Raw genomic sequence first — 23,181 nt, 5'->3', positions numbered from 1 at the left:
CGATCGAGCACCGGCCACTGATTCCACGCTGGTTCAGAGCGCGCCACACAGCTCACGGCGCTACCGTGAGACATGCCCGAGTCCAGCGTGGTGGTGCAGCCCGACCCGATCGGGAGCGCGCGCCTGCAGACCGTCGGACTCCGCACGGCCACAAAGCTTTTCGAACAGGCCGCCGCCGAGGTGCCGCTCCCGGCGGCGCCGCGGCCGGTGGTGATCGCCGAGTACGGCTCGGGCAATGCGCATAACGGACTGCTCCCCATCGGGGCGGGCATCGCCGCGCTCCGCAAACGCATCCGGCCCGAGCACCCCATCGCGGTGACGCACACCGACATCCCCGACAACGATTTCAGCGCCCTGTTCCGCACCTTGCGCGACGACGCGTTCAGCTATCTGCGAACCGATCGGGCGACTTTCGCCTCGGCGGTGGGCCGGTCGTATCTGAGCCAGATCCTGCCGTCGGAAGGCGTGCACCTGGGCTGGTCGGCGTGGGCCATCCACTGGCTCAGCCGCATGCCGTCCGACATCCCCGATCACATCCAGCCGTCCTACAGCGCCGATGCGCAGGTGCGCGCCGCGTACGCGCGGCAGGCGGCGCACGACTGGCATGAGTTCATCGCGTTCCGCGGCCGCGAGTTGAGTCCGGGCGGCCGCCTCGTGGTCATGACCATGGGCCAGCACGACGACGGACGGCTCGGACTCGAGCCGCTTTTCGACGGACTGATGCACGCGCTGTCCGACCTGCAGGACCGACGGCTCGTCACCGCCGAGGAGGTGCGGCGCATGCGGCTGCCGATCGTGGGCCGCAGTGAAGCCGACTTCCGCTCACCGTTCGCCCCTTCGGGTCGCTTCGAGCGCCTGCGGATCACCCATCTGGTGGTCGCCGACGAACCGGACCGCTTCTGGCAGCGATACCAGACCGACGGTGACGCAACGGCTTTCGCCAAGAGCTGGGTCGGTTTCACCAGGGCGGCGGTGTTCGACACCCTGCTGGAAGCGCTGGAGCCGGCCGACCCGGCGCGCCGATGTCAGCTCGCCGATGCCCTGGACGCCGCACTGGTGGAGCTACTGTCCGCCGCACCCCGCCCGATGCCGATTCCGGTGGCGCACATCGTCGTCGAGAAACAGCAGCGCGAAAGTTAGACGAACACGTCCAGGATCAGGACCATGGCCAGACCGGACACCGAGAGCACGGTCTCCATGATCGACCAGGTCTTGATGGTCTGGCCGACGCTGAGCTTGAAGTACTCCTTGACCAACCAGAAGCCGGCGTCGTTCACGTGCGAGAAGAACAGCGAGCCGGCGCCCACGGCGAGCACCACCAGAGACAGTTCGCCGGTGCCCATCCCATGCACCAGACCCAGCACCAGCGACGACGCCGTGATGGTGGCGACTGTGGCCGACCCGGTGGCCAGCCGGATCAGGACCGCGAGCACCCAGGCCAGCACGAGCACCGAGATGTGCACGCCTTCGGCCCAGCGCGCCAGCATGGTGCCGATGCCGGTGTCGACCAGCACCTGCTTGAAGCCACCGCCGGCGGCGACGATCAGGAAGATGCCCGCGACCGGGGGCAGGCTCGACTCGATGCACTTGGTGATCGCGGTGCGGTCCATGCCGGCGCCGCGACCGAGGGTGACGGTGCCGACCACGACGGCGATGAGCAGCGCGACCAGCGGAGTGCCCACGGCGTCGAAGATCCGGCGGAACCACTGCGTCTTGTCGTCGATGAAGATGTCGACGAGGGCCTTGCCCAGCATCAGCGCGACGGGCAGCAACACCGAGAACAGCGTGACGCCGAAGCGGGGCCGTTTTCCATGTGCCCGAAGGGCTTCCGGATCGGTGGTGAAGGTGTCCGGTGCCGCGACGACGACCCACTTGCCGGCCAGGCGGCCGAACAGCGGGCCCGCGACGACGATCGTCGGGACCGCGACGAGCACGCCGAGGCCGAGCGTGACCCCGAGGTCGGCATTGAGCAGTCCGACGGCGGTCAGCGGCCCGGGGTGCGGTGGCACGAAGCCGTGCATGGCCGACAGGCCGGCCAGTGCCGGGATGCCGATGGTGATGAGCGACTGCTGCGAGCGCCGGGCCACCAGATAGATGACGGGCATCAGCAGCACGAGCCCGATCTCGAAGAACATCGGCAGCCCGATGATCGCGCCGACCAGCGCCATCGCCCACGGCAGGGCTCGGGGCGAGGCGGCACCCACGATGGTGTCGACGATCTCGTCGGCGCCACCGGAGTCCGCGAGCAGCTTGGCGAACATCGCGCCGAGCGCGATCAGGATGCCCACGCCGGCCGCCGTCGCGCCGAACCCGTCGGAGAACGATTTGAGAACCGCGGCGAGGTTCTCTCCGGCCGTCAGCCCCACCGTCAGGCCACCGAAGATCAGCGACAGGAACGGGTGCAGCTTGAGCAGCGTGATGAGCACGACGATGACGCTGATGCCGGCCACGAAGGCCAGGATCAGCTGAGTGGCCGAGGAGACCGGTTCGATGAGTTTGGGTGCGTCGGCGAGGACGGTGACGGCGGTGCGCATCAGATCTTCTCCCCGTCGCTCCGCTCGCCCCGTCGGTTCTCCCCTTGGGTGCGCGAAATGTATTCGTCGACAATCGAATCGATGCTCTGCCCGACGTCGATCACGATGCCGGCCTCATCGGCTTGCAGGGGTTCGAGGGTCTCGAACTGTGAGGCGAGCAGCGACGCCGGCATGAAGTGGCCGGGGCGGCTGGCCTGCCGGGCGCCGATGACCTCGGGGGTGCCGAACAGGTGCAGAAACCGGGTCTCCGGGCAGTGGCTGCGCAGCTGCACGCGGTACTTGTATTTCAGCGCCGAACAGCTCATCACGCCGCCGGTGCCGCAGTGCTCCCCGAGCCATCGGCCGATGGTCTCGAGCCAGGGCCGGCGATCGTCGTCGTTCAGCGGGTGACCGGCCTTCATCTTGGCGATGTTGGCGGCGGGATGGAAGTCGTCCGCATCGGCGAACGGCACGCGGAGCCGCTGCGCGAGCGCCGCGCCGACGGTGGACTTACCGGATCCTGAAACGCCCATGACGACGATGGGTGATGGCATGTTCTGCACCCGCCCCTTGTTGTGGTTTGACTCACACAGCGTGACTCAAAAGTCATACTTTTTCAAGAGGCCACAGAAAAACATCGGTTCTAAGTCAGATCTCCGGAGTTATGACAGGATGTTATGCGTGTCCACCCCGTCAAACGTCGGCGCTCTCCACGACAACGTGCTGAGCGCGCTGGGGGCCGCGGTGGTCTCCGGTAGGTACGCCCCCGGCGAGGTGATCACGCTCGAAGGAGTGAGCGCGGAACACGGGGTCTCCCGCAGCGTCGTCCGGGAAGCGATCCGGGTCCTCGAATCGATGGGCATGGTCGCCTCCCGCCGCCGGGTCGGCATCACGATTCAGCCGGCGGCCAACTGGAATGTGTTCGACCCCAGGCTGATTCGCTGGCGACTCGAGTCCGGCGACCGGGCCGCCCAACTGGTGTCGTTGTCGGAGTTGCGGCGCGGATTCGAACCCGTCGCGGCCGCCCTGGCTGCCGAGCGTGCCGACCCGCACCAGTGCCGGATCATGGCCGCCGCCGTGTCGGACATGGCGGTACACGGGCGCGACGGCAATCTCGAGGCATACCTGCTGGCGGACAAGATCTTCCACCAGACGTTGCTGGAGGCCAGCGGCAACGAGATGTTCCGCGCGCTCACCGCGGTGGTGTCGGAGGTCCTGGCGGGGCGCACCCACCACGGCATGATGCCCGACTCCCCCAACCCGGCGGCCATCGCGCTGCACGACGAGGTGGCCCGCGCCGTGCGGATGCGCGATCAGGCCGGCGCCGAACGCGCGATGCGCGCCATCATCGACGAGGCCGCCGCCGCGGTCGCCGAGGAGCAGGGCTCGGCCTGACCGGCCCGGCCGTCAGCGGCAGCGCTTGAGGCCGTCGTTGGGGTCACAGAACAACGGGAACTGCTGCACCGGAATCGGCAGCGGCTTCTGGAATTCCAGCCGGAACGACTTCTTCGTCATGGCCGCCTGCACGCCGCACTGTTCGTTGTTGGTGGTGGTCCGGGTACCGGTCCAGTTGGTGTCCTCCCACTCGTAGGTCTCTACGAGCTTCGACTTGGTGCCGTCCGGGCACGTGAAACCCTGGAGGTCGGTCTGGGTGAACATCCAATGTCCCTCACCGCCGGTCTGGCGGGCATCGCCGCCCAGCGTGCCGCCGTACTGGTCGGAGCCGACGTGCACGAGGCAGCCCACCGGCAGTTCCAGGTTGTTGCGCAGATCGCCGACGGTCGGGGCGCAGACGGGCCAGATGGTCCACACGCTCATCGGCGTGCCCTCTTGGATGTAGGTGTAGATGCCTTCGGGCAGCCGGATGTTGTCGGCCTGCGCCGGCGCTGCCGTGCCGAAGAGTGCGCCCGCTGCGACGAAGCCAAAACTCGAAACCATAGCGAGAACACGTTTCATTTTCACCGCCCGAGTATCGCAAATGACTTGCCCACGGCGTGAGAAAGTCACCGTATGAGTTCACTCAGCGGGAAGGTCGCGTTGATCACCGGGGCCTCGGCCGGCCTGGGCGCGGCCACGGTCAAGGTTTTCGCAGAACGCGGCGCATCGGTCTTCGGTATCGCGCGGGACGCCGAGCGGATGGCGACGGTGTTCGCCGACGCCTACGGCGACGAGTCCGGCGGCGCGTTCGCCGCGGTGGACATCAGCACGGCCGACGCCTGCCGGCAGGCGGTCGAGGACTGCATCGCGAAATTCGGGCGGCTGGACGTGCTGGTGAACGTCGCGGGATTCCACGTCATGCGGCACACCCTGTCGATGACCGATGACGACTGGGACCGCGACCTCGCGGTGAACCTGAACGGCCCGTTCTACCTGACCCGGGCGGCGCTGCCGCAGTTGCTGGAAAACGGCGGCAACATCGTCAACGTCTCGTCGATCGCCGGCGTCGAGGGCGAGATCTACTCGGCGGGCTACTGCGCTGCCAAGCACGGGCTGATCGGTCTCACGCGGGCACTGGCCGTCGAGTACACGAAGGAAAAGCTCCGGGTCAACGCGGTGTGCCCGGGCGGCATGCTCACCGCACAGGTCACCGAGTTCGCGGCGCCCGAGAACGCCGACTGGGACCTGATCATGCGGATCGCCGCGCCGCGTGGCTTCATGGAGCCGCGTGACGTCGCGAACGTCATCGCGTTCCTGGCAAGCGACGACGCCGCCGCGATCCACGGCTCGGTGTACCGCGTCGACAACGGCAAGGGCCCGGCCTGACCGGCCGGGATCGAGTCCGGCGACTAGTGCGCGAGCGCGACCAGCAGGTCGTGCTTCTCGGGGCAGTACGTGTCGAAAGCCGCGTTGAGGAACTGGTACACCTGCTGCTCCGAGCTGCTGTTGCGGGGCAGGTTCTTCTTCAGGAACGCCGCCGAGTCGGTGGCGCTGTGGTCGACGTTGTTGTCGAGCCGCTGGCAGGTGATCTTGCCGATCCAGGCGTTGTAGTCCTTGGGGCCGTAGATCCCGTAGGTGTGCAGCTGGTTGGCGAAATCGGTGTCGGGGTCGGCCTGCGCGGGAGCCGCCATGGTGACGGCAGCCGCCACGGCACCCGCAACTGCGACCAGAGTGCGTGCCTTCATGTGACGGAGTCTATTCGTGCTGGTTGCCATGTGCCCCTGCTCCCTGAACAGTCGTCGCCGCCTGTTCAATCCCATTGAACTGCTGCGTATTTGGTTCGATCTGCTGCGCGTTACCGGCTACGGTGATACGAGCCACCCGCAGCGTAGGTTTCCCATGATTAACTTAACTGGTCTAATCTAACACTTAAATGACCTAATCTGTCGGGGTCAGGGTACGGGAAGCGGGGAACAGCGAGTGCAGTCGACCATGGTGTCCGCAGCGTGATCGGCAATGCGCTCAAGAAGGCGTGGATCCCGTTGCTCATCCTCGCCGTGGCCCTCGTCGCCGGCTTCACCGTGCAGCGCGTGCGCACCTACTTCGGCCAGAACCCCGTCATCGTCACCCCACGCAACTTCGCCGACGATGCCAAACCGTTCAAACCCAAGGTCGTCACCTACGAGATCACCGGCACCGGCAGCTACGCCGACATCAACTACCTCGACCTGGACGCCAAGCCCCAGCGCATCGACCACGCGCCCCTGCCCTGGAAGCTCACCCTGTCCACCACCGCACCGGCAGCATCGCCGAACATCGTCGCCCAGGGCGACGGTGACTCCATCACCTGCACCGTCCACGTCGACGACGAACTCAAAGACACCCGCACCTCCACCGGCGTGCACGCCCAGACCTTCTGCCTGGTGAAATCCGCATGACACAGCCAACCGACGAAGACACCGTCATCTTCCCGAAGGCCGAGCAGCCGCCGCACCGGCCGCTGATCGCCCGCCTGATCCGCACCTTCGCGATCCCGGTCATCCTCTTCTGGATCGGCGTCATCGTCTTCCTCGGCAGCGCGGTTCCGTCGCTCGACGAGGTCGGCAAGATGCGCTCGGTCTCCATGTCGCCGGACCAGGCCGCGTCGGTCATCGCGACGAAGCGCGTCGGCGAGGTGTTCCAGGAGTTCAAGTCGAACAGCTCGGTCATGGTCGTGCTGGAAGGCGATCAGCCGCTCGGCGCAGAGGCACATGCCTACTACGACGAGATGATCAAGAAGCTCCAGGCCGACACCACGCATGTCGAGCACATCCAGGACTTCTGGAGCGACCCGCTCACCGCCGCCGGCTCCCAGAGCAATGACGGCAAGGCCTCATACGTCCAGGTCTACCTGCGCGGTAACCAGGGCGAGGCGCTGGCCAACGAGTCCGTTCAGGCCGCGCAGGACATCATCAAGAGCATCAAGACGCCGCCCGGCCTGAAGGTCTACGTGACCGGACCCGCGGCACTGGCGGCGGACCAGCACATCGCCGGTGACCGCAGCGTCAAGATGATCGAGGGCGTCACGTTCCTCGTCATCATCGTCACCCTGCTGCTGGTGTACCGGTCGTTCATCACCGTGCTGCTGACGTTGCTGATGGTGGTCCTCGAGCTGTCCGCGGCACAGGGCGTCGTCGCGGCGCTGGGCTTCTACGACATCATCGGTCTGTCGACCTTCGCCACCAACCTGCTGGTCACACTGGCCATCGCGGCGGCCACCGACTACGCCATCTTCCTGATCGGCCGGTATCAGGAGGCGCGCGGCGCGGGCGAATCCCGCGAAGACGCCTACTACACGATGTTCGAGGGCACCGCCCACGTCGTGCTCGGCTCCGGCCTGACCGTCGCCGGCGCCACGTTCTGTCTTCACTTCACCCGCATGCCGTACTTCGTGTCGCTCGGCGTCCCGCTGGCCATCGGCATGATCACCGTGGTGTTCGCCGCCCTGACCCTGGGCCCGGCCGTGATCTCGCTCGCCAGCCGGTTCCGCAAGACTCTCGAGCCCAAGCGCGCCATGCGCGTGCGCGGCTGGCGCAAGCTCGGCGCCGTCGTGGTCCGGTGGCCGGCTCCCATCCTGGTCGGCACCATCGCGCTGTCCCTGGTCGGCCTTCTGACGCTGCCGGGTTACGAGCCCGCCTACAACGACCGCCTGTACCTGCCCGCCGACATCCCCGCCAACGAGGGCTATGCGGCGGCGGACCGGCACTTCTCGCCGGCCCGGATGAACCCCGAGTTGATGCTCATCGAGAGCGACCACGATCTGCGAAACTCCGCCGACTTCCTGGTGATCGACAAGATCGCCAAGGCCATCTTCAAGGTGCCCGGCGTCTCGCGCTCGCAGACGATCACGCGCCCCGAGGGCAAGCCGATCGAGCACACCTCGATCCCGTTCCTGATGAGCATGAGCGGCACCTCTCAGAAGATGAACGAGAAGTACGCGCAGGACTCGATGGCCAACATGCTCAAGCAGGCCAACGACATGCAGATCAACATCGACACGATGAAGAAGATGCAGGGCATCACCACCCAGATGGCGGCCACCACGCACAGCATGGTCGCCAAGATGGTGAACATGACCCTGGACGTGGCCGACCTGCGCGACCACATCTCGGACTTCGACGACTTCTTCCGGCCGATCCGCAACTATCTGTACTGGGAACCGCACTGCTACGACATCCCGGTCTGCTGGACCATGCGCTCGGTCTTCGACACCCTCGACGGCATCGACACCATGACCGACGACATCCAGAACCTGATGCCGGACATGCTGAAGCTCGACAAGCTGATGCCTCAGATGGTCGCGTTGATGCCCGAGATGATCTCGACGATGACCAACATGAAGCAGTACATGCTGACCATGTACCAGACCCAGAAGGGTCTGCAGGATCAGATGCAGGCGCAGCAGGACAACGCGAGCGCCATGGGCGAGGCGTTCGACAACTCCCGCAACGACGACTCGTTCTACCTGCCGCCCGAGGTCTTCGACAACGCCGAATTCAAGCGCGGCATGAAGAACTTCATCTCGCCCGACGGCAAAGCCGTGCGGCTGATCATCTCGCATGAGGGCGAACCGATGAGTGCCGAAGGCATCTCGCACATCGACGCGATCAAGAACGCCGCCAAGGAGGCCATCAAGGGCACTCCCCTGGAGGGCTCCAGGATCTATCTAGGCGGCACCGCGGCGACCTTCAAGGATCTGCAGGAGGGTGCCGACTACGACCTGCTGATCGCCGGAATCTCCGCGCTCGCACTGATTTTCGTCATCATGCTGATCATCACGCGATCCGTGGTGGCCGCGGCGGTCATCGTGGGCACCGTGGTGCTCTCACTCGGCGCATCATTCGGTCTGTCGGTTCTGCTGTGGCAGCACCTGATCGGGCTCAACCTGCACTGGATGGTCATCGCGATGGCGGTCATCATCCTGCTGGCCGTCGGCGCGGACTACAACCTGCTGCTCGTCGCCCGGTTCAAGGAAGAGATCCACGCCGGCCTCAACACCGGCATCATCCGGTCGATGGGCGGCACCGGTTCCGTGGTCACCTCGGCCGGCCTGGTCTTCGCCTTCACCATGATGTCCATGGCGGTCAGTGAGCTGCACGTGGTCGGTCAGGTGGGAACAACCATCGGTCTGGGTCTGTTGTTCGACACGTTGATCATCCGATCTCTGATGACACCGGCCATCGCCGCCCTGATGGGCAAGTGGTTCTGGTGGCCGCAGCGGGTGCGTCAGCGTCCGGTGCCAGAGCCGTGGCCCCAGCCCAAGCCGACCGGCGAACTGCAATCAGCCTCCAGCAGCACAGGTATCTAGGAAACAGGAGTAATGACTATGGTCCAGATCAAGCGTGGCCTGAAGCGCGCCGGTACCGCGGTCGCAGCCCTGGGCGCGGTCGCGACGACGCTCGCCGGACCGGCAGCCGCCGATGCCACCGACGACTACCCGATCCCCCACCGCATCATCATCACGACCTGTGATGCCGAGCAGTACCTGGCCGCCGCCCGCGACACCAGCCCGGTCTACTACTCGCGGTACATGATCGACATGCACAACCGCCCGGCCGACATCCAGCAGATGGCCCAGGACCGCATCCACTGGTTCTTCTCGCTCGACCCGGTCGGCCGCCGCCAGTACTCCGAGGACACCGCCACCAACGTCTACTACGAGCAGGTGGCCACGCACTGGGGCAACTGGGCCAAGATCTTCTTCAACAACAAGGGCGTCGTCGCCAAGGCCACCGACGTCTGCCAGAACTACCCCAAGGGCGACCTGAGCGTCTGGAACTGGGTCCAGGCACCGTAGTCTCCTAGCGATTTGTGCACGATTTTCCGCGCGGACCGCGGATTTTCGTGCACAAATCACTGGGTGTGCAGGGCCGTGACCAGGTCCCGTACGTCCTCGGGCCGCTGTTCGTAACCCGGGAAATAGCAACAGATTTCGTCGACGTGTCCGCCGAAGCGGCGGCCGATCTCGGCGGCGCATTCCTCCGGGGTGCCGACGATGCCGATGGTGCGCACCATGTCGTCACTGATCAAGGCGCGCATGCCCGCGAAGTCACCGACCTTGGACATCGCGTTGAGTTGGGGCTGCAGATCCGCCCATCCCTCGGTCTCGAGCACCGGCAGGTAGGCGGGCGTGGAGCCGTAGAACGCGATCAGCGTGGCGACGCCGTTGATCGCCGCGGTCAGGTCTTCTTCCGTGCGTCCCACCGCCACCATGGCCTGCGCGATCATCTGCAGATCGGCGGGCGCGCGGCCGGCGCGCGCCAGTCCCTCCCCCACTGCCACCAGGGTCCGGTCGGCGAAATGCCGGGCGCTGTGGAACGGCATCACCAGCAGCCCGTCGGCGACCTCGGCGGCGGTGCGGGTCATGATCGGGCCCAGCGCACCCATGAGCACCGCCGGCGGCCCGAACGGATTGGGGCCGGGGTTGAAGTTCGGCGGCATCAGGGTGTGGGTGAAGTGCTTGCCGCGAAAATTCAACGGCGCCTTGCCTTCCCAGCAGTCGAAGATCGCCTTGATCGCGGTGACGGTCTCGGCCATCTTCTCGGCGGGTTTGGCCCACTGCGCGCCGTAACGCTTTTCGATGTGCACCTTGATCTGTGAGCCCAGGCCCAGCCGGAACCTGCCCCCGCTGTACACCTGCAGGTCGTAAGCAGCATGCGCGAGATGCAGTGGGCTGCGCGGCCCAGCGATCGCGACGTTGGTCATCAGGTCCACGCTCGCCGCACCGGCTGCCGCGACCAGCGGCAGGAAGACGTCGTGCGGGCCTTCGAAGGTGAACACCCCGTCGGCCCCGAGGCCGGCCAGTTCGCGGGCGTGGTGGGCCGCCCGCCGGGGCGCTCCGTCGATCTGCAGTTGTACGCGCATGATCAGTTGTCCTTCGTCAGTTTCCCACGTAATCCAGAATGGCGGCGGCCACCTCGGCCGGGCGGTCGACCTGCAGGAAATGCCCTGCCCCATCGATGATTCGGACCGCCGAACCGGCGGGCAACGCGTTCAGCAATTGCTCGGTGTAGCCGACCTGCATCGCGCCGTCGTCGGAGCAGCGGGGCGACCCGGCGCCAGCCGTGTGCGCTGTCCGGAAAACCGTGCAGGCACAACATCAATCGCCCGTCGGCCGGGCCCCACGCCAGCGCCCGCATGCGCAGGCGCGGCAGTGCGAGATCCAGGGTCTCCTGATCGGCCATCATGACTACGGGGTCAGCGTGACCTTGATGCAGTCCGCGGTCCGCGCCGCGACAGCGGCGTAGGCCTTCGGCGCATCATCGAGCGACATGGCGTGCGTGAAGATGCCGTCCACGTCGAGGCGGCCCGACTGCAGCAGCGGGATCAACGCCGGCCAGGTTTGTTGCACGGGCGCGGTGGTCATGCGCAGCGTGATGCTGCGGATGAGCGACAGCGTCGCGGGGAACGGGAACGGGTTGAGGTCGTGCACACCGACCACCGACACCGTGCCGCCCGCGCGCACGGTGGTCAGAGCCGCGTTCATGGTGGTGTCGTTGCCGACGGCGTCGATCACGGCGGCTGCTCCCCTGCCGCCCGTCGCTTCGTACACGGCACCGATCTGCTCCGGTGTGATCGCGGTGGCGCCGCTGCGGGCCGCCATCTCGCGGCGCCCCTCGACCGGATCGACGGCGAACACCTGCCCGGCGCCCTGCGCGATGGCGCAGCGCACGGCACACAGGCCGACCGCACCCAGACCGAAGACGACGACGGTGCCGCCGGGCGGGATGTCGGCGCGTTGCGCCGCGGCCCAGCCGGTGGCGAGGTTGTCGGTGAGCAGCAGCGCGGCCTCGGTGCTGAGATCGCTTGGCAGCCGGTGCAACTGGAAATCCGCGGACGGCACGGCGAGGAGTTCGGCCTGCGCACCGCCGAGCACCCCGGAGCCGAAGATCTGCGGACCCGACACGCAGGTGATCGGATCCTTGGTGTCGCAGCCGACGCAGTGGCCGCAACCCGCCACCGACGAAATCAGCACCGGGTCACCGACTTTGACGGTGCGCACCTCCGAACCCACTTCGACCACGGTGCCGATGGCCTCGTGACCGAGCGCCAGCGGCGTCGCCAGCGGGTAGTCACCTTCGTAGAAATGCAGGTCCGATCCACAGATGGCGGCCGTGGTGATCTGGACGACGGCGCCGTCCGCCCCGGGCAACACCGGATCGGGCACGGTGTCGACGTAGACGTTCCCGGGGGCGTCGATCAATACGGTTCTCAACTGTCCACCTCTGCTGATCCGGTGTTCCGTAACGGTGTTACAGAGTCACCTTACGGAGTCCGGATCCCGCTGTGTCGAGAACCCTCGGCAAGCCCCCGCCGCGCCTACCATCGAGACATGGAAGCGGGCACCCGGCGGCTGAGTGCCGCTGTGTGGGATCTCGCGATTCCGGCGCGCCGACAGCCTGGTCTGGCCATGGCGGGGTTCCGCGGCCGGGCGCCCGCGCAGCTCGCGCTGCAGCTCGTGCCCTACCCCGCGGTGACGGTGTTCATCGAGTTCGGCGACGGGGTGCTGATCGACGCCTCGGGCGCGCAGCGGACCGGGGGCGGCATCGTCGGCTTGACGCCGGGCACGGTGACCGCCGTCGGCCGCAACGTCGACTGCTTACAGATCCGGCTGTCGCCGGTGCTCGCCCGCGCGGTGTTCGGCGCCGGCGACCCCACCGCCGTGCTGCCGCTCGACGCGGTCTGGGGCCGCGATGCCGAGCGCCTGTGCGATCGGCTGCACACCGCAGCGTCGTGGGATGAGCGGTTCGCCATCGCCACAACGGAATTGGCGCGGCGCCGCGAATCCGGGCCCGCCGTGGACCCCGAGGTCGCGGCGGCGTGGCACTGGATGGCGCACAGCCACGGGCAGGTCCGGATCGAGCGCATCGCCGACGAGCTCGGCTGGAGCCGCAAGCGACTGTGGTCACGGTTCGGCACGCAGATCGGCCTGCCACCCAAGCGGGCCGCACAACTGATCAGGTTCGACGACGCCGCGCACCGCCTCGCCACCGGCACCGCGCCCGTCGAGGTGGCCGACGCCTGCGGCTATGCCGACCAGTCGCACCTGCACCGCGACGCCCGGCTGTTCGCGGGGATGACGCCGGCCGGCGTGGCCGCGGCACCGTGGCTCGACATCGACCCCGTGGCCTGGCAGTAAGGGAACATTCCTCCAAGACACCACCGCATCCGGCCGCCATCGTGGGGGCATGGACCCCGAGCTGCAGCCCTTCCTGTCGCTGTTCCCGAAAGCCGAATTGGACGATCCGGTGGCGGCCCGCCGGCGGCTTGCCGAACTGTCCGCCGCCGTGCCCGCGCCCGACACCGCCGGCTTGCGGATCAGTGACCGCCTCGTGCCCGGAAGCCCCGACATTCCGGTACGCGTGTACCAACCTGCGGAGCCGATCGGCGCGGCCCTGTGGCTGCGCGGCGGCGGATTCGTGATGGGCGATCTCGATACCGAGCACCCGTGGGCCGCACGCATCGCCCAGGCCACGGGCGCCGTCGTGGTGTCCGTCGGCTACCGCTGCGCACCCGAAAATCCTTATCCCGCAGCGCTGGACGACGTCTATCAGGCCCTCATCTGGCTAGCGGCGAATGCGCCGCAGCTCGGCGTCGAGCCGAGCCGCATCGCCGTCGGCGGCCATGCGGCAGGCGCGAACCTCGCCGCCGCGGCCGCGCTGCGGGCACGTGACGAAGGCGGCCCCCGGATCGCCTTTCAACTGCTCAACCAACCACCGCTCGATGATCGCCAGCGCAGCTGGTCGGCCCGGACCTTCACCGACACCGTCTTCATGACACGGGACAAGGTCGCCGCCAGTTGGCGGCACTATCTCGGCGGGCGGCCCGCGTCGGCCTACGCGGCGCCGGCCCGCGCCGAAGAACTGTCCGGCCTGCCGCCCACGTACCTCGCCACCGCGGAGTTCGATCCCAATCGCGACGAAGCGCTCGAATTCGGTATCCGGCTGCTGCAGGCCGGCGTTTCCGTCGAACTGCACCAGTGGCCCGGCACGTTCCACGGCTCGCAGGTGATCCTCGGTGCCGACGTCTCGCAACGCCAGCTCGCCGAACTCGGTGGGGCGCTGCGCCGCGGCCTCGCCGCCGGCGCGGCGGACCTGCGGGCGGTGTCCGCATGACCACCGCCGTCGACCTCTTCGCCGCCTTCGTCCACCTCTACGACGACGGCCGCATCGAACCGGCCGAGCGCGCGTTCGGCTCCGGGGAGCCGGGGTGGCATGTCATGACGTTCCACGCGGAGACCGACGCCGAGGTGCATGCCGACTATTGGGAAATCCACACGGAGGCAGACGAACTCGTCGTCTGCGTCGCCGGTGAGATACGGCTGTACCTACGCGCCGAGGAGGACGGTCCCGGCGTCACGCTGACGACGGGACACGCGATGGTCGTGCCGACTGGGACGTGGCACCGCATCGCGTTGACACGTCCCAGCGACATCATGTCGATCACGTTTCCCCGCGGCAGCCGGCTCGAGCAGCGCGACTGACCGCGGGGACAACGTCAGACCACCTCGCGGCGCCGGCGCCCGATGTAGACGCTCAGGCCGACGGCACCCAGGCTCAGCAGGCCGCAGGTCACCGCGGCGATGATCAGCCCCTTGTTCGGGTTCTCCAGCCCCTTCTGGTCGTTGACCAGTTGCAGGTTGTAGTCGCCGGGCAGCGGCGCCTCACGCGGCTCGTCGAGACCCGGGAACTGCTGCGTCCGGTGCACCTCGAATTGCCGTTCGCCACTGGGGCTCTGGGTCCACTGCCCCCAGGCCGGCGTGACGCCGTCGAGCAGCACGCGGCGCTCGCCGTACTGCGCGTCGTCACCGGCGTCGACGATGCGCTGCACCCGGAACGGCTGGTAGACCGCATCCGAATAGCGAACCTGGACAGGCACATTCGCGTAGCTCAGCACCGGCGGAGGCGGCGGGGGCAGCGGCACGCCGACACCCGGGTAGTAGCCGCCACCGAAGAAGCTGCCGACTGCCACGTTGACGGCGGTGTTGACGGCGTTCACCACGACTGCGGTGAAGCTGTACGCCGCGAGGTCGGCGACCTCCATGACGATGCGCTGTAGCGGCGGGATGTACACGATGCGCGGCGCGTTCCGGTAGACGTACACCACCCGCACGGGGTCGCGGTACGGGTTGAACAGCACCGGACGGTAGTAGTCGTCGTACTGCACCCAGTCCGGCCGCCACTGCCGCACGCGGTTGTCCCAGTCCCGGCCCATGGGCCGGTCGTCGCGACGGTCCCAGTCCCGCCGGTTGTCACGAAGGTTCCAGTCGGCGCGGCTGTCGAACTGGAAGTTGGCGACGTTGACGACCTTGGCGAGATCGGCCACGTCGTGCACCGGGGCCGGCGCAGGCAGTTTCACGTCGACTGCTGCGGCGGCCTTTGCGGTGGCGATGTCCTCGACCGGAGCGGTCAGCGTCTCGGGCTTGAGCAGCTCGATCGGCTTCACGTCGCGGACTTCGCGGGCCGCGGCGGTCGACGGCGACGCCGACTTCGACGAACCTGCCGTCACCGTGGCCGACGCGGAGGCCGAGGCTTCGACCCGTCCCGGCCCGGCCTCGACGCGCTCACCGAGCTGGCCCTCCACACCGGCGACCGGCTTGCCTTCTGCCACAGTGCGATCCGTGGGCGCCGTCGACTTGTCCGGATCGACAGCACCGGCCGGCGCCGGACGCTCGGCGAGCGCGGTGGTCGGGCCCTGCGTCACCGAGGTGGCGGACGGCGCCGACTTGTCGGGCTCGGCGACGGCGGTCGATGGCCGCGCCGGCGTGGTCGGGTCGACAGGCGCTTCCTGCGCCTTGGTGACCTTGGTGGTCGGCGCGGGAGCCTCGGTGTGCGACGGCGGGGCCGCGACGACAGGCGTCTCGACCGGCGGGGTCGTGGTCGCCGGAGCCTGTGGCGTCTTCTCCGGTGCCTTCTCGGGAGCCTTGTTCTCCGGGACCTTGTTCTCCGGAGCGGCGATCACCGGCGCCACCGGGGTGACGGGCGCCGCGGGCGGATCGGCCGGCGGCTTGGCCTGAACGGCGGGAACGTCGGCAGGAACAGGCCGGCTCGGCGCCTCTGCCTCTACCGGCTGCTCGCGCTGCTTGCGTCCCCGCTGGCCGCCGTCCTGCCCGTAGCCGCCACCGGAACCGGAGCCGTCCTGCGCAGCGGACGAATCCTGCCGCGGCGGCTTCGGCACCAGCGTGGTGGTGCTCGAGCTGTCTGAATCACTGCTCGGTTTGGCGGACACCGGCGCCGCGCCCACGGTGAGCGCGGTCAACGTCGTCACCACACCAGTGGCGACGACTCCCACGAGCCGGCTCTGCCGGCGTGCCTGGCCAAAATTTTTGTTATCGGTTTTATCGGTTCGAGTACCCATCGCGCATCGACTCCCTGCTGTGTCGCAACGTCTCACCGAGTCCATCTACTTAGACGGGCTCGGCGTTACATTCGACGTCTACTTGCCCGGGTTTGTTCCGGCCGCGATCGTCGCGGCCGGGCCGGCGGGCGGTGCGGGGGTCGTCGATCCCGCCGGGAACCCGGTCACCGGCACACCGGGAGTGCCGACGCGTCCCGCCAGCCACGGCAGGCTGGTCTGGAACGCCGTCACCGCGAACGGCCAGTCGTGCTTGCCCGGCTGCGCCACGACGGCGCAGTCGATGCCCAGCTGACGCCCCTGGGCACACAGCGTCTTCCCGGCCTCGGTCTGGTCGCCCGGGTTGCCGGCGCCGTCGCGGCCGCCGAGGCCGATGGCATCGGGGTGTGCCTTGGCGCCCTTCCACTGCGTCGGGGCATCCGACGAGATGGCGAACCAGCCCGAAACACCTTGATAAGGACCGTGTTTGGCCATCACCGTGCGCGGATCGAACGCCGCCCACTGAGCTTCACTGCCGCCGTAGAGCCGGGCGATGGTCTGCTCCTTGGTACCCGCGTTGGGTCCCATGTCCCCGGCGATGTCCACGAACGTGCCGAACTGCTCGGGGTGCATCACCGAGAGGTCCACCGCGCAGGTGCCGCCCATGGACCAGCCCACGACGCCCCAGTTGGCGGGTGTGGCGCTGACGCCGAACGTCGATTCCATATAGGGCGGGACGTCCTTGGTGAGGTGGTCGGCGACGTTGCCGCGCGGGCCGTTGACGCACTCGGTGTCGTTGTTGAACGAACCGCCCGCGTCCACGAAGACGAACACCGGCGCGTTGCCGCCGTGGGTCGCGGCGAAGTTGTCGAAGAGGCTGGCGACGTTGCCGATGCGCAGCCAGTCCGCCGGGGTGTTGAACTCGCCGGCGACCATCATCACAGCCGGCAGCGGCGGGGTGTTGCGCGCGAACCATGCCGGCGGCAGGTAGACGATCTCGGTGCGGTGTTTGAAGCCCGATGCGGTGTCCGGGATGTCCACCTCGACCACCGCGCCGTGCGACGGGACGACACCGGCGGCCTTCATCGAGGTGACGCTGGACATCTCGGTCTCGTCGGTCAACGGGCCGGCGGTGAGCTCGCCCCACGCGGTCTGCACCGTCGGGAAGTAGCCGACCCAGTCGTTGAGGGCAACGCCGGTACTGAGCACACACAGCGGCACGGCGAGGACCGCGACGCCGCGGCGCCACCACGGGGTGCCGCGCCAGCCGAGTATCAGCACGCCCAGCGCCAGGCCCGACAGGCCCACCCAGATCCACAGGGCCGGCGGCGCCGGGTTCCCCGCCAGGCCTTGCGATGTGGTGAACCAGTTCGCCCATGCGGCGGCCGCGATGCCGAGAATGGCGCAGACCGGCAGCCACAGGTAGCGCCACCGCCGGCCCCGCCAGCCGATGGCGACGAGCAGCACGATCGCGGCGATCACCTGGATGGTCACCGGCAGCCAGCCGTAGAGCAGGGACAGTCCGTGGTGATTGGGGGCGACAACGGGCGGAAGAGTCGGGGCGGCGGGGCCGCCGGAGGCGTCGGCAAGGAGCGTCGTCGTCACAGAATTCGATGATGGTGGCGGTAGCTGTGCGCCGGCTGTGCTGACCGCATGAGGCTCGTGAGCTTCGGGCTAGCCGATCCCCACGCCGAAATACAGCTCGGGCACGACGCCCGGAAAGAGGTCGCGCGGGTTGGCGCCGCCGGCCTGTCCCGGAATGCCGACGCAGACGTCCTCCTCGACGCCGTCGACGTGCCGGCTCTGGCAGGTGGCCGGCTGGTCGGCGGTCGCGGTCGGCGCCGTGAGGAATCCGGCACAGAGAGCCGCCGACAGTCCGGCGGCCAGCCGCGCTGTCTTGTTCATCGCGTTCATTGCACTCGTCATTGCTCGGGCATTCGTCGCCATGCCGGTTTCCGCCTTGTGACCAGTTTGCGCCCGGCCGATTCGGGACGCCAGGACCATTCCGAACGAATGCCAGACGGTCCAATTCACTCTAGTAACAGCAGTCACAGCTGTCACATAGGAAACTCTAATGTGGATTAGTAACTCAGATCACTTCAATAACAATTGCATCACTGAGCGCGATTGAATCACTAATAACAAAAGAATCACAGGCCCCAGTAGTGCCTATAACCACACGGTAAACACTACTCACGTAACAACTCACTGACCTGCAGCGACACGCCCAGTAACAACAGTCAGCGCCGTCGCTTCTGCATCAGAAATATGCAGAAACACTAAAATTACTCGAAGAATAACAATTACCCCATTAGCACAGCTGATTATCAGGTTTAACGTCTGTATAGACAGCACCATGCGTCAATTGCGAACCATTTTTGCGAGCGGAATCAGGCCGTTCGCACAACAGGATCGAGGTGGGTATGAGCGGGCACCTATTTGTTCGTGCGGTCGCCATCTCCGGCGTCCTCGCGATCTCCCAACTGTCGTTGGCGATCTCCGAGGCAAACGCCGAACCCAACTGGGACGCCATCGCCCAGTGCGAATCGGGGGGCAACTGGTCGGCCAATACCGGCAACGGCTACTACGGCGGGCTCCAATTCAGCCCCGGCACCTGGACCGCCAACGGCGGCACCGGCTCACCGGCGGCGGCCAGCCGCGGAGAACAGATCCGCGTGGCCCGAAATGTCATGAAGACACAGGGAATCGGCGCATGGCCGGTATGCGGTAGCGCGGCTGGACAGGCTCAAGCGCCCAACGTGTGCCGCACTCTCGTGCAGTTCATCCCGCTGTCGAACCTGCCGTTCCTGTGCCGGACGCTGCTCAGCGTCTTCCGCTGACGGCCAGGAGAACTACCTGCTGGTCAGCATCGCGAGTTCCTGCTCGGTGACCAAGCGCTCCATCTCGGCCCGGTAGGCCTGGTCGTCGGACGGACGACGGGTGACGGCGGCGGTGACCTGCGCGACGATGCGTTCCACCTTGCGAGCTGTAGACATCATTGGACGCTCCCAACCACGAACTGAATGGCCTGACTGCCCTCCGGCCACTCTGATCACACTGGTCTACACGCGTCACATTTTGGATACGGCTGCATCACATGTCGCGCACGTTGGCGTGCCGTGCGCGTGTCGCGCGCAATCGTCGTGAGACCGTGCCGCGCTCCGCGACACGACGCCCGTCAGGCGGCGTCGGCGCGCAGTGCCGCCAACAGCGCCGGGGCCGCCTCATCGAAGAAGCTGTCCTGGGAATCTCCGCCGATCTGCACGAGTGCGATATCGGTGAAGCCGGCGTCCCGGTAGGCGCTGACGGCCTCAACGACGGCGTCGATGTCCGGGCCACAGGGAATCTGCTCTGCCACGTCCTCCGGTCGCACGAACCGCGTCGCGGCATCAAAAGCCTTGGGGTTGGGCAATTCCGCGTTCGTCGGCCAGCCACCGCCGAACCACCGGAACTGTTCGTGCGCACGCGCCACTGCCTTGTCGCGATCGCGGTCCCAGCAGATCGGCAACTGCGCCACCGCGCGTCCCGTCGTCTCCAGGCCCTGCACCCGACGCTCATGGATCCACTGGTCGACGATCGGTTTGTCAGGTGACACGTCGATCATGAAGTCGGCGAAGTCAGCCAACCGCCCGACCGCCTTCTCCCCTGTCATCGAGATGCCGATCGGGACGGGATCGGCCGGCAGATCCCACAGTCGCGCGGAGTCGACCTGGAAGTACTCACCCTTGTGGTTGACGACCGCGCCGTCGAGGAGCTGGCGGATGATCTTGGTCGCCTCGCACAGCATGTCGAGCCGGCGCTCGTAGGCCGGCCAGCCCTGACCCGCCACGTGTTCGTTGAGGTTCTCGCCGGTGCCCAGCCCGAGGAGGAACCTGCCGTCCGCGAGAATCTGTGCGGTCGCCGCCTGTTGTGCGACGACGGTCGGGTGGTACCGCATCGTCGGACACGTGACGTAGGAACAGAGCTCCACCCGGCTGGTCGCATGCGCAACGGCACCGAGCACCACCCAGGCGTTCGGCGCATGCCCCTGCGAGACCAGCCACGGCGAGTAGTGGTCACTGCAGACTTCGAAGTCGAAGCCCACTTCCTCGGCCCGAACAGCATGTCTGACAAGCTCTTTCGGGCCGCATTGTTCAGTCATCAAGGTGTAGCCGAATGAAGTCATACGCGCGCCTCTCCGATGTAGCGCCAACTACTGATCCTGCTGGTTCGCGCGCTCCCGCGCCTCTGCCGCCTTTGCGGCCGCCCGGGCGGATTCCGCCTCGGCTTCCCGCTTCGCCGCATCGCGCTGCGCCTCGCCCTTGTCCTGCTGCGCCTGCCCCTCACGGAACAGGTCGTCGCGGCCGATCAGCGCACCGAGCAACGTCTTCACCTTGCCTTTGATGCCTTCGACGACACCCCTGGCAGCTTCTTCCGGACCGCTCTTACCCATGAGCTCCTCTTTCCGGTCGTGGTTTCGCGACGGCCGAGCCATCCAGCCGCCACTGGATGGGTTCCCCGACCGTCGGATGCGAAACATGGGCCCACGTGGCTGCACAACATCGGCCCACGCCGGCCGCGGAGAAGTCTCAGTCCCCCAACGACGCCAGGTAACGGATGCCGCCGATACCCGGCAGGAAGAAGTAGCCGCCGCCCTTCAATGTGGTGAAGGCCGGAAGTCCCTTGTGCACCTTGCGAATCGGCCGTTTCGGGACGGTGAAGTCGAGCGTGCCGTCCTGCGTACCGCATATCGGATCATGCTCGTTGCCGAGTTCGTGAAACGCCTTGTCGTTGATCCAGACGTTCTGCGCAAACTCGAACTGGCGCACCAGATCCGCGCAGATGATGAAGGCCGCGATACCGCGGTCGACACCGTCGTCCGGTGCTCCGTCGGGCAGTGCCGGACCGTACGTCGCGCCGCGCCGGATCATCCGGCGGCGATTCATGTAGTGCGCGGTATCGCGCGGATTGAGCCGCCGTGCGTGCGCCCCCAACGGACACGCGTAACCGAACGGATCCTCTTCCTTGTAGTTGAAGTCGTTGTTGCGCATCGGATCCGCGCCCAACTCGGGGTCGTCCTTGTCCGGAGCCAGCACCAGCGGGGCGCCGCTGCGCCACCGGCCCATGAACTTGGCGGCCAGCAGCTCTTCACCTTCCGGGCTGTCCGCGTTCTGGCGCAGGTACTCGCGAAAGACGGCGACGTGCTCCTCGAGCCTGCGGTACGCCATGTAGCTGCCGTTGCGCGAAAGCACCTCGGGCTGAGGCAGATCCACCACCGGCCCGTTCTCGTCGTCGTACCCGAGAATGAACTCCCCGGGCGCCAACGGGTCGCCCGAGCCTGGCGTCGGCTCCTCCCCCGACCCCTTCATGACCGGCTGCGACAACCGGTCCCGGAATCCGAAGTGGTCGTGGGCGTAGTTGAACGGCGGCGTGGCATTGAGATCCAGATACGACAGGCTGCGCACGCCGTCGGTCCGCGCGAGCAGGTCGTCATGCGCCGCGATGGACTTCGCATTCTGTTCGTCCGTGCGGGAGAACAGGATTGCGATGGCGTGCAGGTCGTCACCGGCCAACCCGCCGACCCAGTGCTCCGGTGCCGCGGGCCCGACGTCACCGAGGATGGCGGCCCGCGATGCCATACCCTCCCGAAACGCATCGGGAAACGTCGCCAATGACTCCTCGGGCACGCCCAACGCGCGCAGGCCATTCCACGTGAACGCCAACGTGACCCAACGATCGGACTCGTCCATCGTGGCCTTGGCGTCGGTCGCCGACTGCACCTTGTCCTGCATCTCTGCCAGCCATGCCCGGCCACCTTCAGGGGTGTCGAACGTCAGGAGCTCGTAGCGCCCGGTCAGCGCAGGGGTCCGGGTCAGCAGGATGTGCTGAATATCGTCGAATTCCAGGTTGGGAGTGCCCGTCACGGTGTGCGCTGCCCCTTCGCCCAAGCCCATGCCGCGACTCGCCAGCCGTCCGGAAGTCGGCGCAGCGCCACGGTGAACACCGCTCCCGTCTGGGTCACGGGGACGCCGTTGAGGTCGAACGTCATGGTTGCCGGGGCCACCACATACGCACTGTCGCCGGAAGTCTCGTCGTGCAGCGGGTCGCCGAGGGTGACCCGGTAGTTCGCGGCTCCGAGGTGGGCTCCTTCGGCGACGACATCGCGATGCCAGTCCTTCGCCGCGGTCGGACCCACCCACAGGTGCGGAGTCATGCCATCGAGGATCGCCCCATCGGGAGCGAAGGCAGCCGACATCGCATCCGGATCGTTGGCGTTGAACGCATCGATGTAGGCACGGACCGCACCCAGTGGGGTATCGGTCATTGCATCTGATCGAGCATCGTCGAGAACGCCGCCTTGAGCCGCAACGCCTTCTTGATCTCGTCCGCGGTCACGTAGGGGTACTCGCCGTACTCCAGGAAGCTCGGCTGTTGGTGGTCCCGGACGAATTTGATGAACGCCTCGGTGTTGGTCTTCCAATCCTCGGGGAAGCCTTCGAGATTGGTGAACACCGTCGTGATGCCGGTCGCGCTGAACAGTGCCACCGCGTCCTCGGTGTACTTGTCGAAATCGGTGTCGAAGATGCCCATGTACTGAAAGTGCAGACCCGAGCCCACGTCGAAGAGGTTCCAGCGCAGGTAGTGCAAGCGCAGCGGCGCCAACGCGTCCGGGCTCGCCTTGATGGTCTCCTCGATGGTCTTGCCGTACGCCCTGACCGTTTCCTCGCGGCCCTCTTTCACCTTCGCGATGATTGAGAAGCCGTAGCAGGCCGGCGTCTTCGGGAACACCGGGCCGTAGCGGCCCCGCACCTCCTCGAAGTAGCCCTCCTTGGGGATCGCCATGGCCGCCGGTTTGGTCCAATCCTGGCTGTTCTCGCTCATATTGACCCCTTCGTCACGCATACTCGACGGGACGGACGGTACCACCGCCGCCATGCTT

Annotated in this window: 26 protein-coding genes and 1 pseudogene; 10 read left to right on the top strand and 17 right to left on the bottom strand. The window is 67.0% G+C overall.

Annotation, left to right across the window (positions count from 1 at the left end):
* The first annotated feature begins 72 nt into the window (after nt 1-72).
* Nucleotides 73-1,140 (top strand): SAM-dependent methyltransferase, encoded by a 1,068-nt coding sequence (locus ACJH7A_RS01080; RefSeq protein WP_406774970.1) that lies wholly within the window; start codon nt 73-75, stop codon nt 1,138-1,140.
* Here ACJH7A_RS01080 and ACJH7A_RS01075 read toward each other — a convergent pair.
* On the bottom strand, nt 1,137-2,534 hold the full coding sequence (locus ACJH7A_RS01075) for a GntP family permease (protein WP_406774969.1): 1,398 nt from the start codon (nt 2,532-2,534) through the stop codon (nt 1,137-1,139). The genes ACJH7A_RS01080 and ACJH7A_RS01075 overlap by 4 nt on opposite strands.
* Nucleotides 2,534-3,067: a gluconokinase gene (locus ACJH7A_RS01070; protein WP_212812187.1), complete on the bottom strand. Its 534-nt coding sequence runs from the start codon at nt 3,065-3,067 to the stop codon at nt 2,534-2,536. Before ACJH7A_RS01070 ends, ACJH7A_RS01075 begins: the two co-directional genes overlap by 1 nt.
* Nucleotides 3,068-3,194: 127 nt before the next feature.
* Here ACJH7A_RS01070 and ACJH7A_RS01065 point away from each other — a divergent pair, with 127 nt between their 5' ends.
* On the top strand, nt 3,195-3,908 hold the full coding sequence (locus tag ACJH7A_RS01065; protein WP_371824531.1) for a FadR/GntR family transcriptional regulator: 714 nt from the start codon (nt 3,195-3,197) through the stop codon (nt 3,906-3,908).
* Nucleotides 3,909-3,920: 12 nt separating this feature from the next.
* Here ACJH7A_RS01065 and ACJH7A_RS01060 read toward each other — a convergent pair whose 3' ends face one another.
* Nucleotides 3,921-4,451: a hypothetical protein gene (locus ACJH7A_RS01060; RefSeq protein ID WP_212812189.1), complete on the bottom strand. Its 531-nt coding sequence runs from the start codon at nt 4,449-4,451 to the stop codon at nt 3,921-3,923.
* 72 nt (nt 4,452-4,523) lie between these two features.
* Here ACJH7A_RS01060 and ACJH7A_RS01055 point away from each other — a divergent pair, with 72 nt between their 5' ends.
* Nucleotides 4,524-5,276 (top strand): SDR family NAD(P)-dependent oxidoreductase, encoded by a 753-nt coding sequence (locus ACJH7A_RS01055; RefSeq protein WP_406774968.1) that lies wholly within the window; start codon nt 4,524-4,526, stop codon nt 5,274-5,276.
* Between the two features lie 23 nt (nt 5,277-5,299).
* On the opposite strand, the gene ACJH7A_RS01050 is transcribed toward ACJH7A_RS01055, so the two are convergent.
* Complete coding sequence (locus ACJH7A_RS01050) at nt 5,300-5,635, bottom strand: DUF732 domain-containing protein (protein WP_053853988.1); 336 nt, start codon at nt 5,633-5,635, stop codon at nt 5,300-5,302.
* A gap of 261 nt (nt 5,636-5,896) precedes the next feature.
* Here ACJH7A_RS01050 and ACJH7A_RS01045 point away from each other — a divergent pair, with 261 nt between their 5' ends.
* From ACJH7A_RS01045 to ACJH7A_RS01035, 3 genes are read left to right on the top strand one after another with little or no spacing between them, the layout of a single operon-like run.
* Nucleotides 5,897-6,328, top strand: a complete 432-nt coding sequence (locus ACJH7A_RS01045) for an MmpS family transport accessory protein (protein ID WP_133425868.1) — start codon at nt 5,897-5,899, stop codon at nt 6,326-6,328.
* Nucleotides 6,325-9,237: an RND family transporter gene (locus ACJH7A_RS01040; RefSeq protein WP_212812190.1), complete on the top strand. Its 2,913-nt coding sequence runs from the start codon at nt 6,325-6,327 to the stop codon at nt 9,235-9,237. The genes ACJH7A_RS01045 and ACJH7A_RS01040 overlap by 4 nt, the downstream gene beginning before the upstream one ends.
* Before the next feature lie 18 nt (nt 9,238-9,255).
* Nucleotides 9,256-9,726 carry a DUF5078 domain-containing protein gene (locus tag ACJH7A_RS01035; RefSeq protein WP_020104387.1) on the top strand — a complete coding sequence of 157 codons (471 nt, stop codon included), beginning with the start codon at nt 9,256-9,258 and terminating at the stop codon, nt 9,724-9,726.
* Between the two features lie 56 nt (nt 9,727-9,782).
* Here the strand turns inward: ACJH7A_RS01035 and ACJH7A_RS01030 are convergent, their stop codons facing one another.
* From ACJH7A_RS01030 to ACJH7A_RS01015, 4 genes and pseudogenes are all read right to left on the bottom strand, one after another.
* The gene (locus tag ACJH7A_RS01030) at nt 9,783-10,793 is read right to left on the bottom strand and encodes a TIGR03617 family F420-dependent LLM class oxidoreductase (protein ID WP_406801295.1); all 1,011 of its coding nucleotides are present in this window, start codon (nt 10,791-10,793) and stop codon (nt 9,783-9,785) included.
* Between the two features lie 16 nt (nt 10,794-10,809).
* The gene (locus ACJH7A_RS01025) at nt 10,810-10,953 is read right to left on the bottom strand and encodes a hypothetical protein (protein ID WP_167837904.1); all 144 of its coding nucleotides are present in this window, start codon (nt 10,951-10,953) and stop codon (nt 10,810-10,812) included.
* Nucleotides 10,954-10,966: 13 nt separating this feature from the next.
* Nucleotides 10,967-11,113, bottom strand: a pseudogene (locus ACJH7A_RS01020) (alpha/beta hydrolase); the annotation flags it as partial.
* A gap of 5 nt (nt 11,114-11,118) precedes the next feature.
* Nucleotides 11,119-12,144 carry a zinc-binding dehydrogenase gene (locus tag ACJH7A_RS01015; protein WP_064860209.1) on the bottom strand — a complete coding sequence of 342 codons (1,026 nt, stop codon included), beginning with the start codon at nt 12,142-12,144 and terminating at the stop codon, nt 11,119-11,121.
* A gap of 117 nt (nt 12,145-12,261) precedes the next feature.
* Here ACJH7A_RS01015 and ACJH7A_RS01010 point away from each other — a divergent pair, with 117 nt between their 5' ends.
* The 3 genes from ACJH7A_RS01010 to ACJH7A_RS01000 are packed head-to-tail and all read left to right on the top strand — an operon-like array spanning nt 12,262 to nt 14,412.
* The gene (locus tag ACJH7A_RS01010) at nt 12,262-13,068 is read left to right on the top strand and encodes a helix-turn-helix domain-containing protein (RefSeq protein ID WP_406801294.1); all 807 of its coding nucleotides are present in this window, start codon (nt 12,262-12,264) and stop codon (nt 13,066-13,068) included.
* A gap of 49 nt (nt 13,069-13,117) precedes the next feature.
* The gene (locus tag ACJH7A_RS01005) at nt 13,118-14,044 is read left to right on the top strand and encodes an alpha/beta hydrolase (protein ID WP_406801293.1); all 927 of its coding nucleotides are present in this window, start codon (nt 13,118-13,120) and stop codon (nt 14,042-14,044) included.
* The gene (locus tag ACJH7A_RS01000) at nt 14,041-14,412 is read left to right on the top strand and encodes a cupin domain-containing protein (protein ID WP_406801292.1); all 372 of its coding nucleotides are present in this window, start codon (nt 14,041-14,043) and stop codon (nt 14,410-14,412) included. The genes ACJH7A_RS01005 and ACJH7A_RS01000 overlap by 4 nt, the downstream gene beginning before the upstream one ends.
* A 14-nt stretch (nt 14,413-14,426) precedes the next feature.
* Here ACJH7A_RS01000 and ACJH7A_RS00995 read toward each other — a convergent pair whose 3' ends face one another.
* The 3 genes from ACJH7A_RS00995 to ACJH7A_RS00985 form a co-directional block, all read right to left on the bottom strand.
* Nucleotides 14,427-16,220: a hypothetical protein gene (locus tag ACJH7A_RS00995; protein ID WP_406801291.1), complete on the bottom strand. Its 1,794-nt coding sequence runs from the start codon at nt 16,218-16,220 to the stop codon at nt 14,427-14,429.
* A 144-nt stretch (nt 16,221-16,364) separates the two neighbouring features.
* The gene (locus ACJH7A_RS00990; RefSeq protein WP_212812201.1) at nt 16,365-17,867 is read right to left on the bottom strand and encodes an alpha/beta hydrolase family protein; all 1,503 of its coding nucleotides are present in this window, start codon (nt 17,865-17,867) and stop codon (nt 16,365-16,367) included.
* A 69-nt stretch (nt 17,868-17,936) separates the two neighbouring features.
* Nucleotides 17,937-18,167: a hypothetical protein gene (locus ACJH7A_RS00985; protein WP_212812202.1), complete on the bottom strand. Its 231-nt coding sequence runs from the start codon at nt 18,165-18,167 to the stop codon at nt 17,937-17,939.
* A 518-nt stretch (nt 18,168-18,685) separates the two neighbouring features.
* Here ACJH7A_RS00985 and ACJH7A_RS00980 point away from each other — a divergent pair.
* Nucleotides 18,686-19,102, top strand: a complete 417-nt coding sequence (locus ACJH7A_RS00980) for a transglycosylase family protein (protein ID WP_020104397.1) — start codon at nt 18,686-18,688, stop codon at nt 19,100-19,102.
* Nucleotides 19,103-19,114: 12 nt separating this feature from the next.
* On the opposite strand, the gene ACJH7A_RS00975 is transcribed toward ACJH7A_RS00980, so the two are convergent.
* The 6 genes from ACJH7A_RS00975 to ACJH7A_RS00950 all read right to left on the bottom strand — a co-directional run bounded on the left by ACJH7A_RS00975 (nt 19,115) and on the right by ACJH7A_RS00950 (nt 23,123).
* Nucleotides 19,115-19,261, bottom strand: coding sequence for a hypothetical protein (locus tag ACJH7A_RS00975; protein WP_212812203.1), 147 nt, complete (start codon nt 19,259-19,261; stop codon nt 19,115-19,117).
* Nucleotides 19,262-19,440: 179 nt separating this feature from the next.
* Entirely contained in the window at nt 19,441-20,427 is a 987-nt protein-coding gene (locus ACJH7A_RS00970) for a TIGR03557 family F420-dependent LLM class oxidoreductase (protein ID WP_212812204.1), read from the bottom strand.
* 27 nt (nt 20,428-20,454) lie between these two features.
* Nucleotides 20,455-20,694, bottom strand: a complete 240-nt coding sequence (locus ACJH7A_RS00965) for a CsbD family protein (protein ID WP_212812205.1) — start codon at nt 20,692-20,694, stop codon at nt 20,455-20,457.
* Nucleotides 20,695-20,830: 136 nt separating this feature from the next.
* Nucleotides 20,831-22,195: a peroxidase gene (locus ACJH7A_RS00960; RefSeq protein WP_212812206.1), complete on the bottom strand. Its 1,365-nt coding sequence runs from the start codon at nt 22,193-22,195 to the stop codon at nt 20,831-20,833.
* Nucleotides 22,162-22,566, bottom strand: coding sequence for a nuclear transport factor 2 family protein (locus tag ACJH7A_RS00955; RefSeq protein ID WP_212812207.1), 405 nt, complete (start codon nt 22,564-22,566; stop codon nt 22,162-22,164). Before ACJH7A_RS00955 ends, ACJH7A_RS00960 begins: the two co-directional genes overlap by 34 nt.
* Nucleotides 22,563-23,123, bottom strand: a complete 561-nt coding sequence (locus ACJH7A_RS00950; protein ID WP_212812208.1) for a hypothetical protein — start codon at nt 23,121-23,123, stop codon at nt 22,563-22,565. The genes ACJH7A_RS00955 and ACJH7A_RS00950 overlap by 4 nt, the downstream gene beginning before the upstream one ends.
* Between the last annotated feature and the right edge of the window lie 58 nt (nt 23,124-23,181).

It is taken from the genome of Mycobacterium sp. SMC-17, assembly GCF_045310915.1.
Classification (GTDB): Bacteria; Actinomycetota; Actinomycetes; order Mycobacteriales; family Mycobacteriaceae; genus Mycobacterium.
The sequence above is the reverse complement of the archived record's forward strand: the minus strand, read 5'-3'. Positions and strand labels throughout refer to the sequence as shown.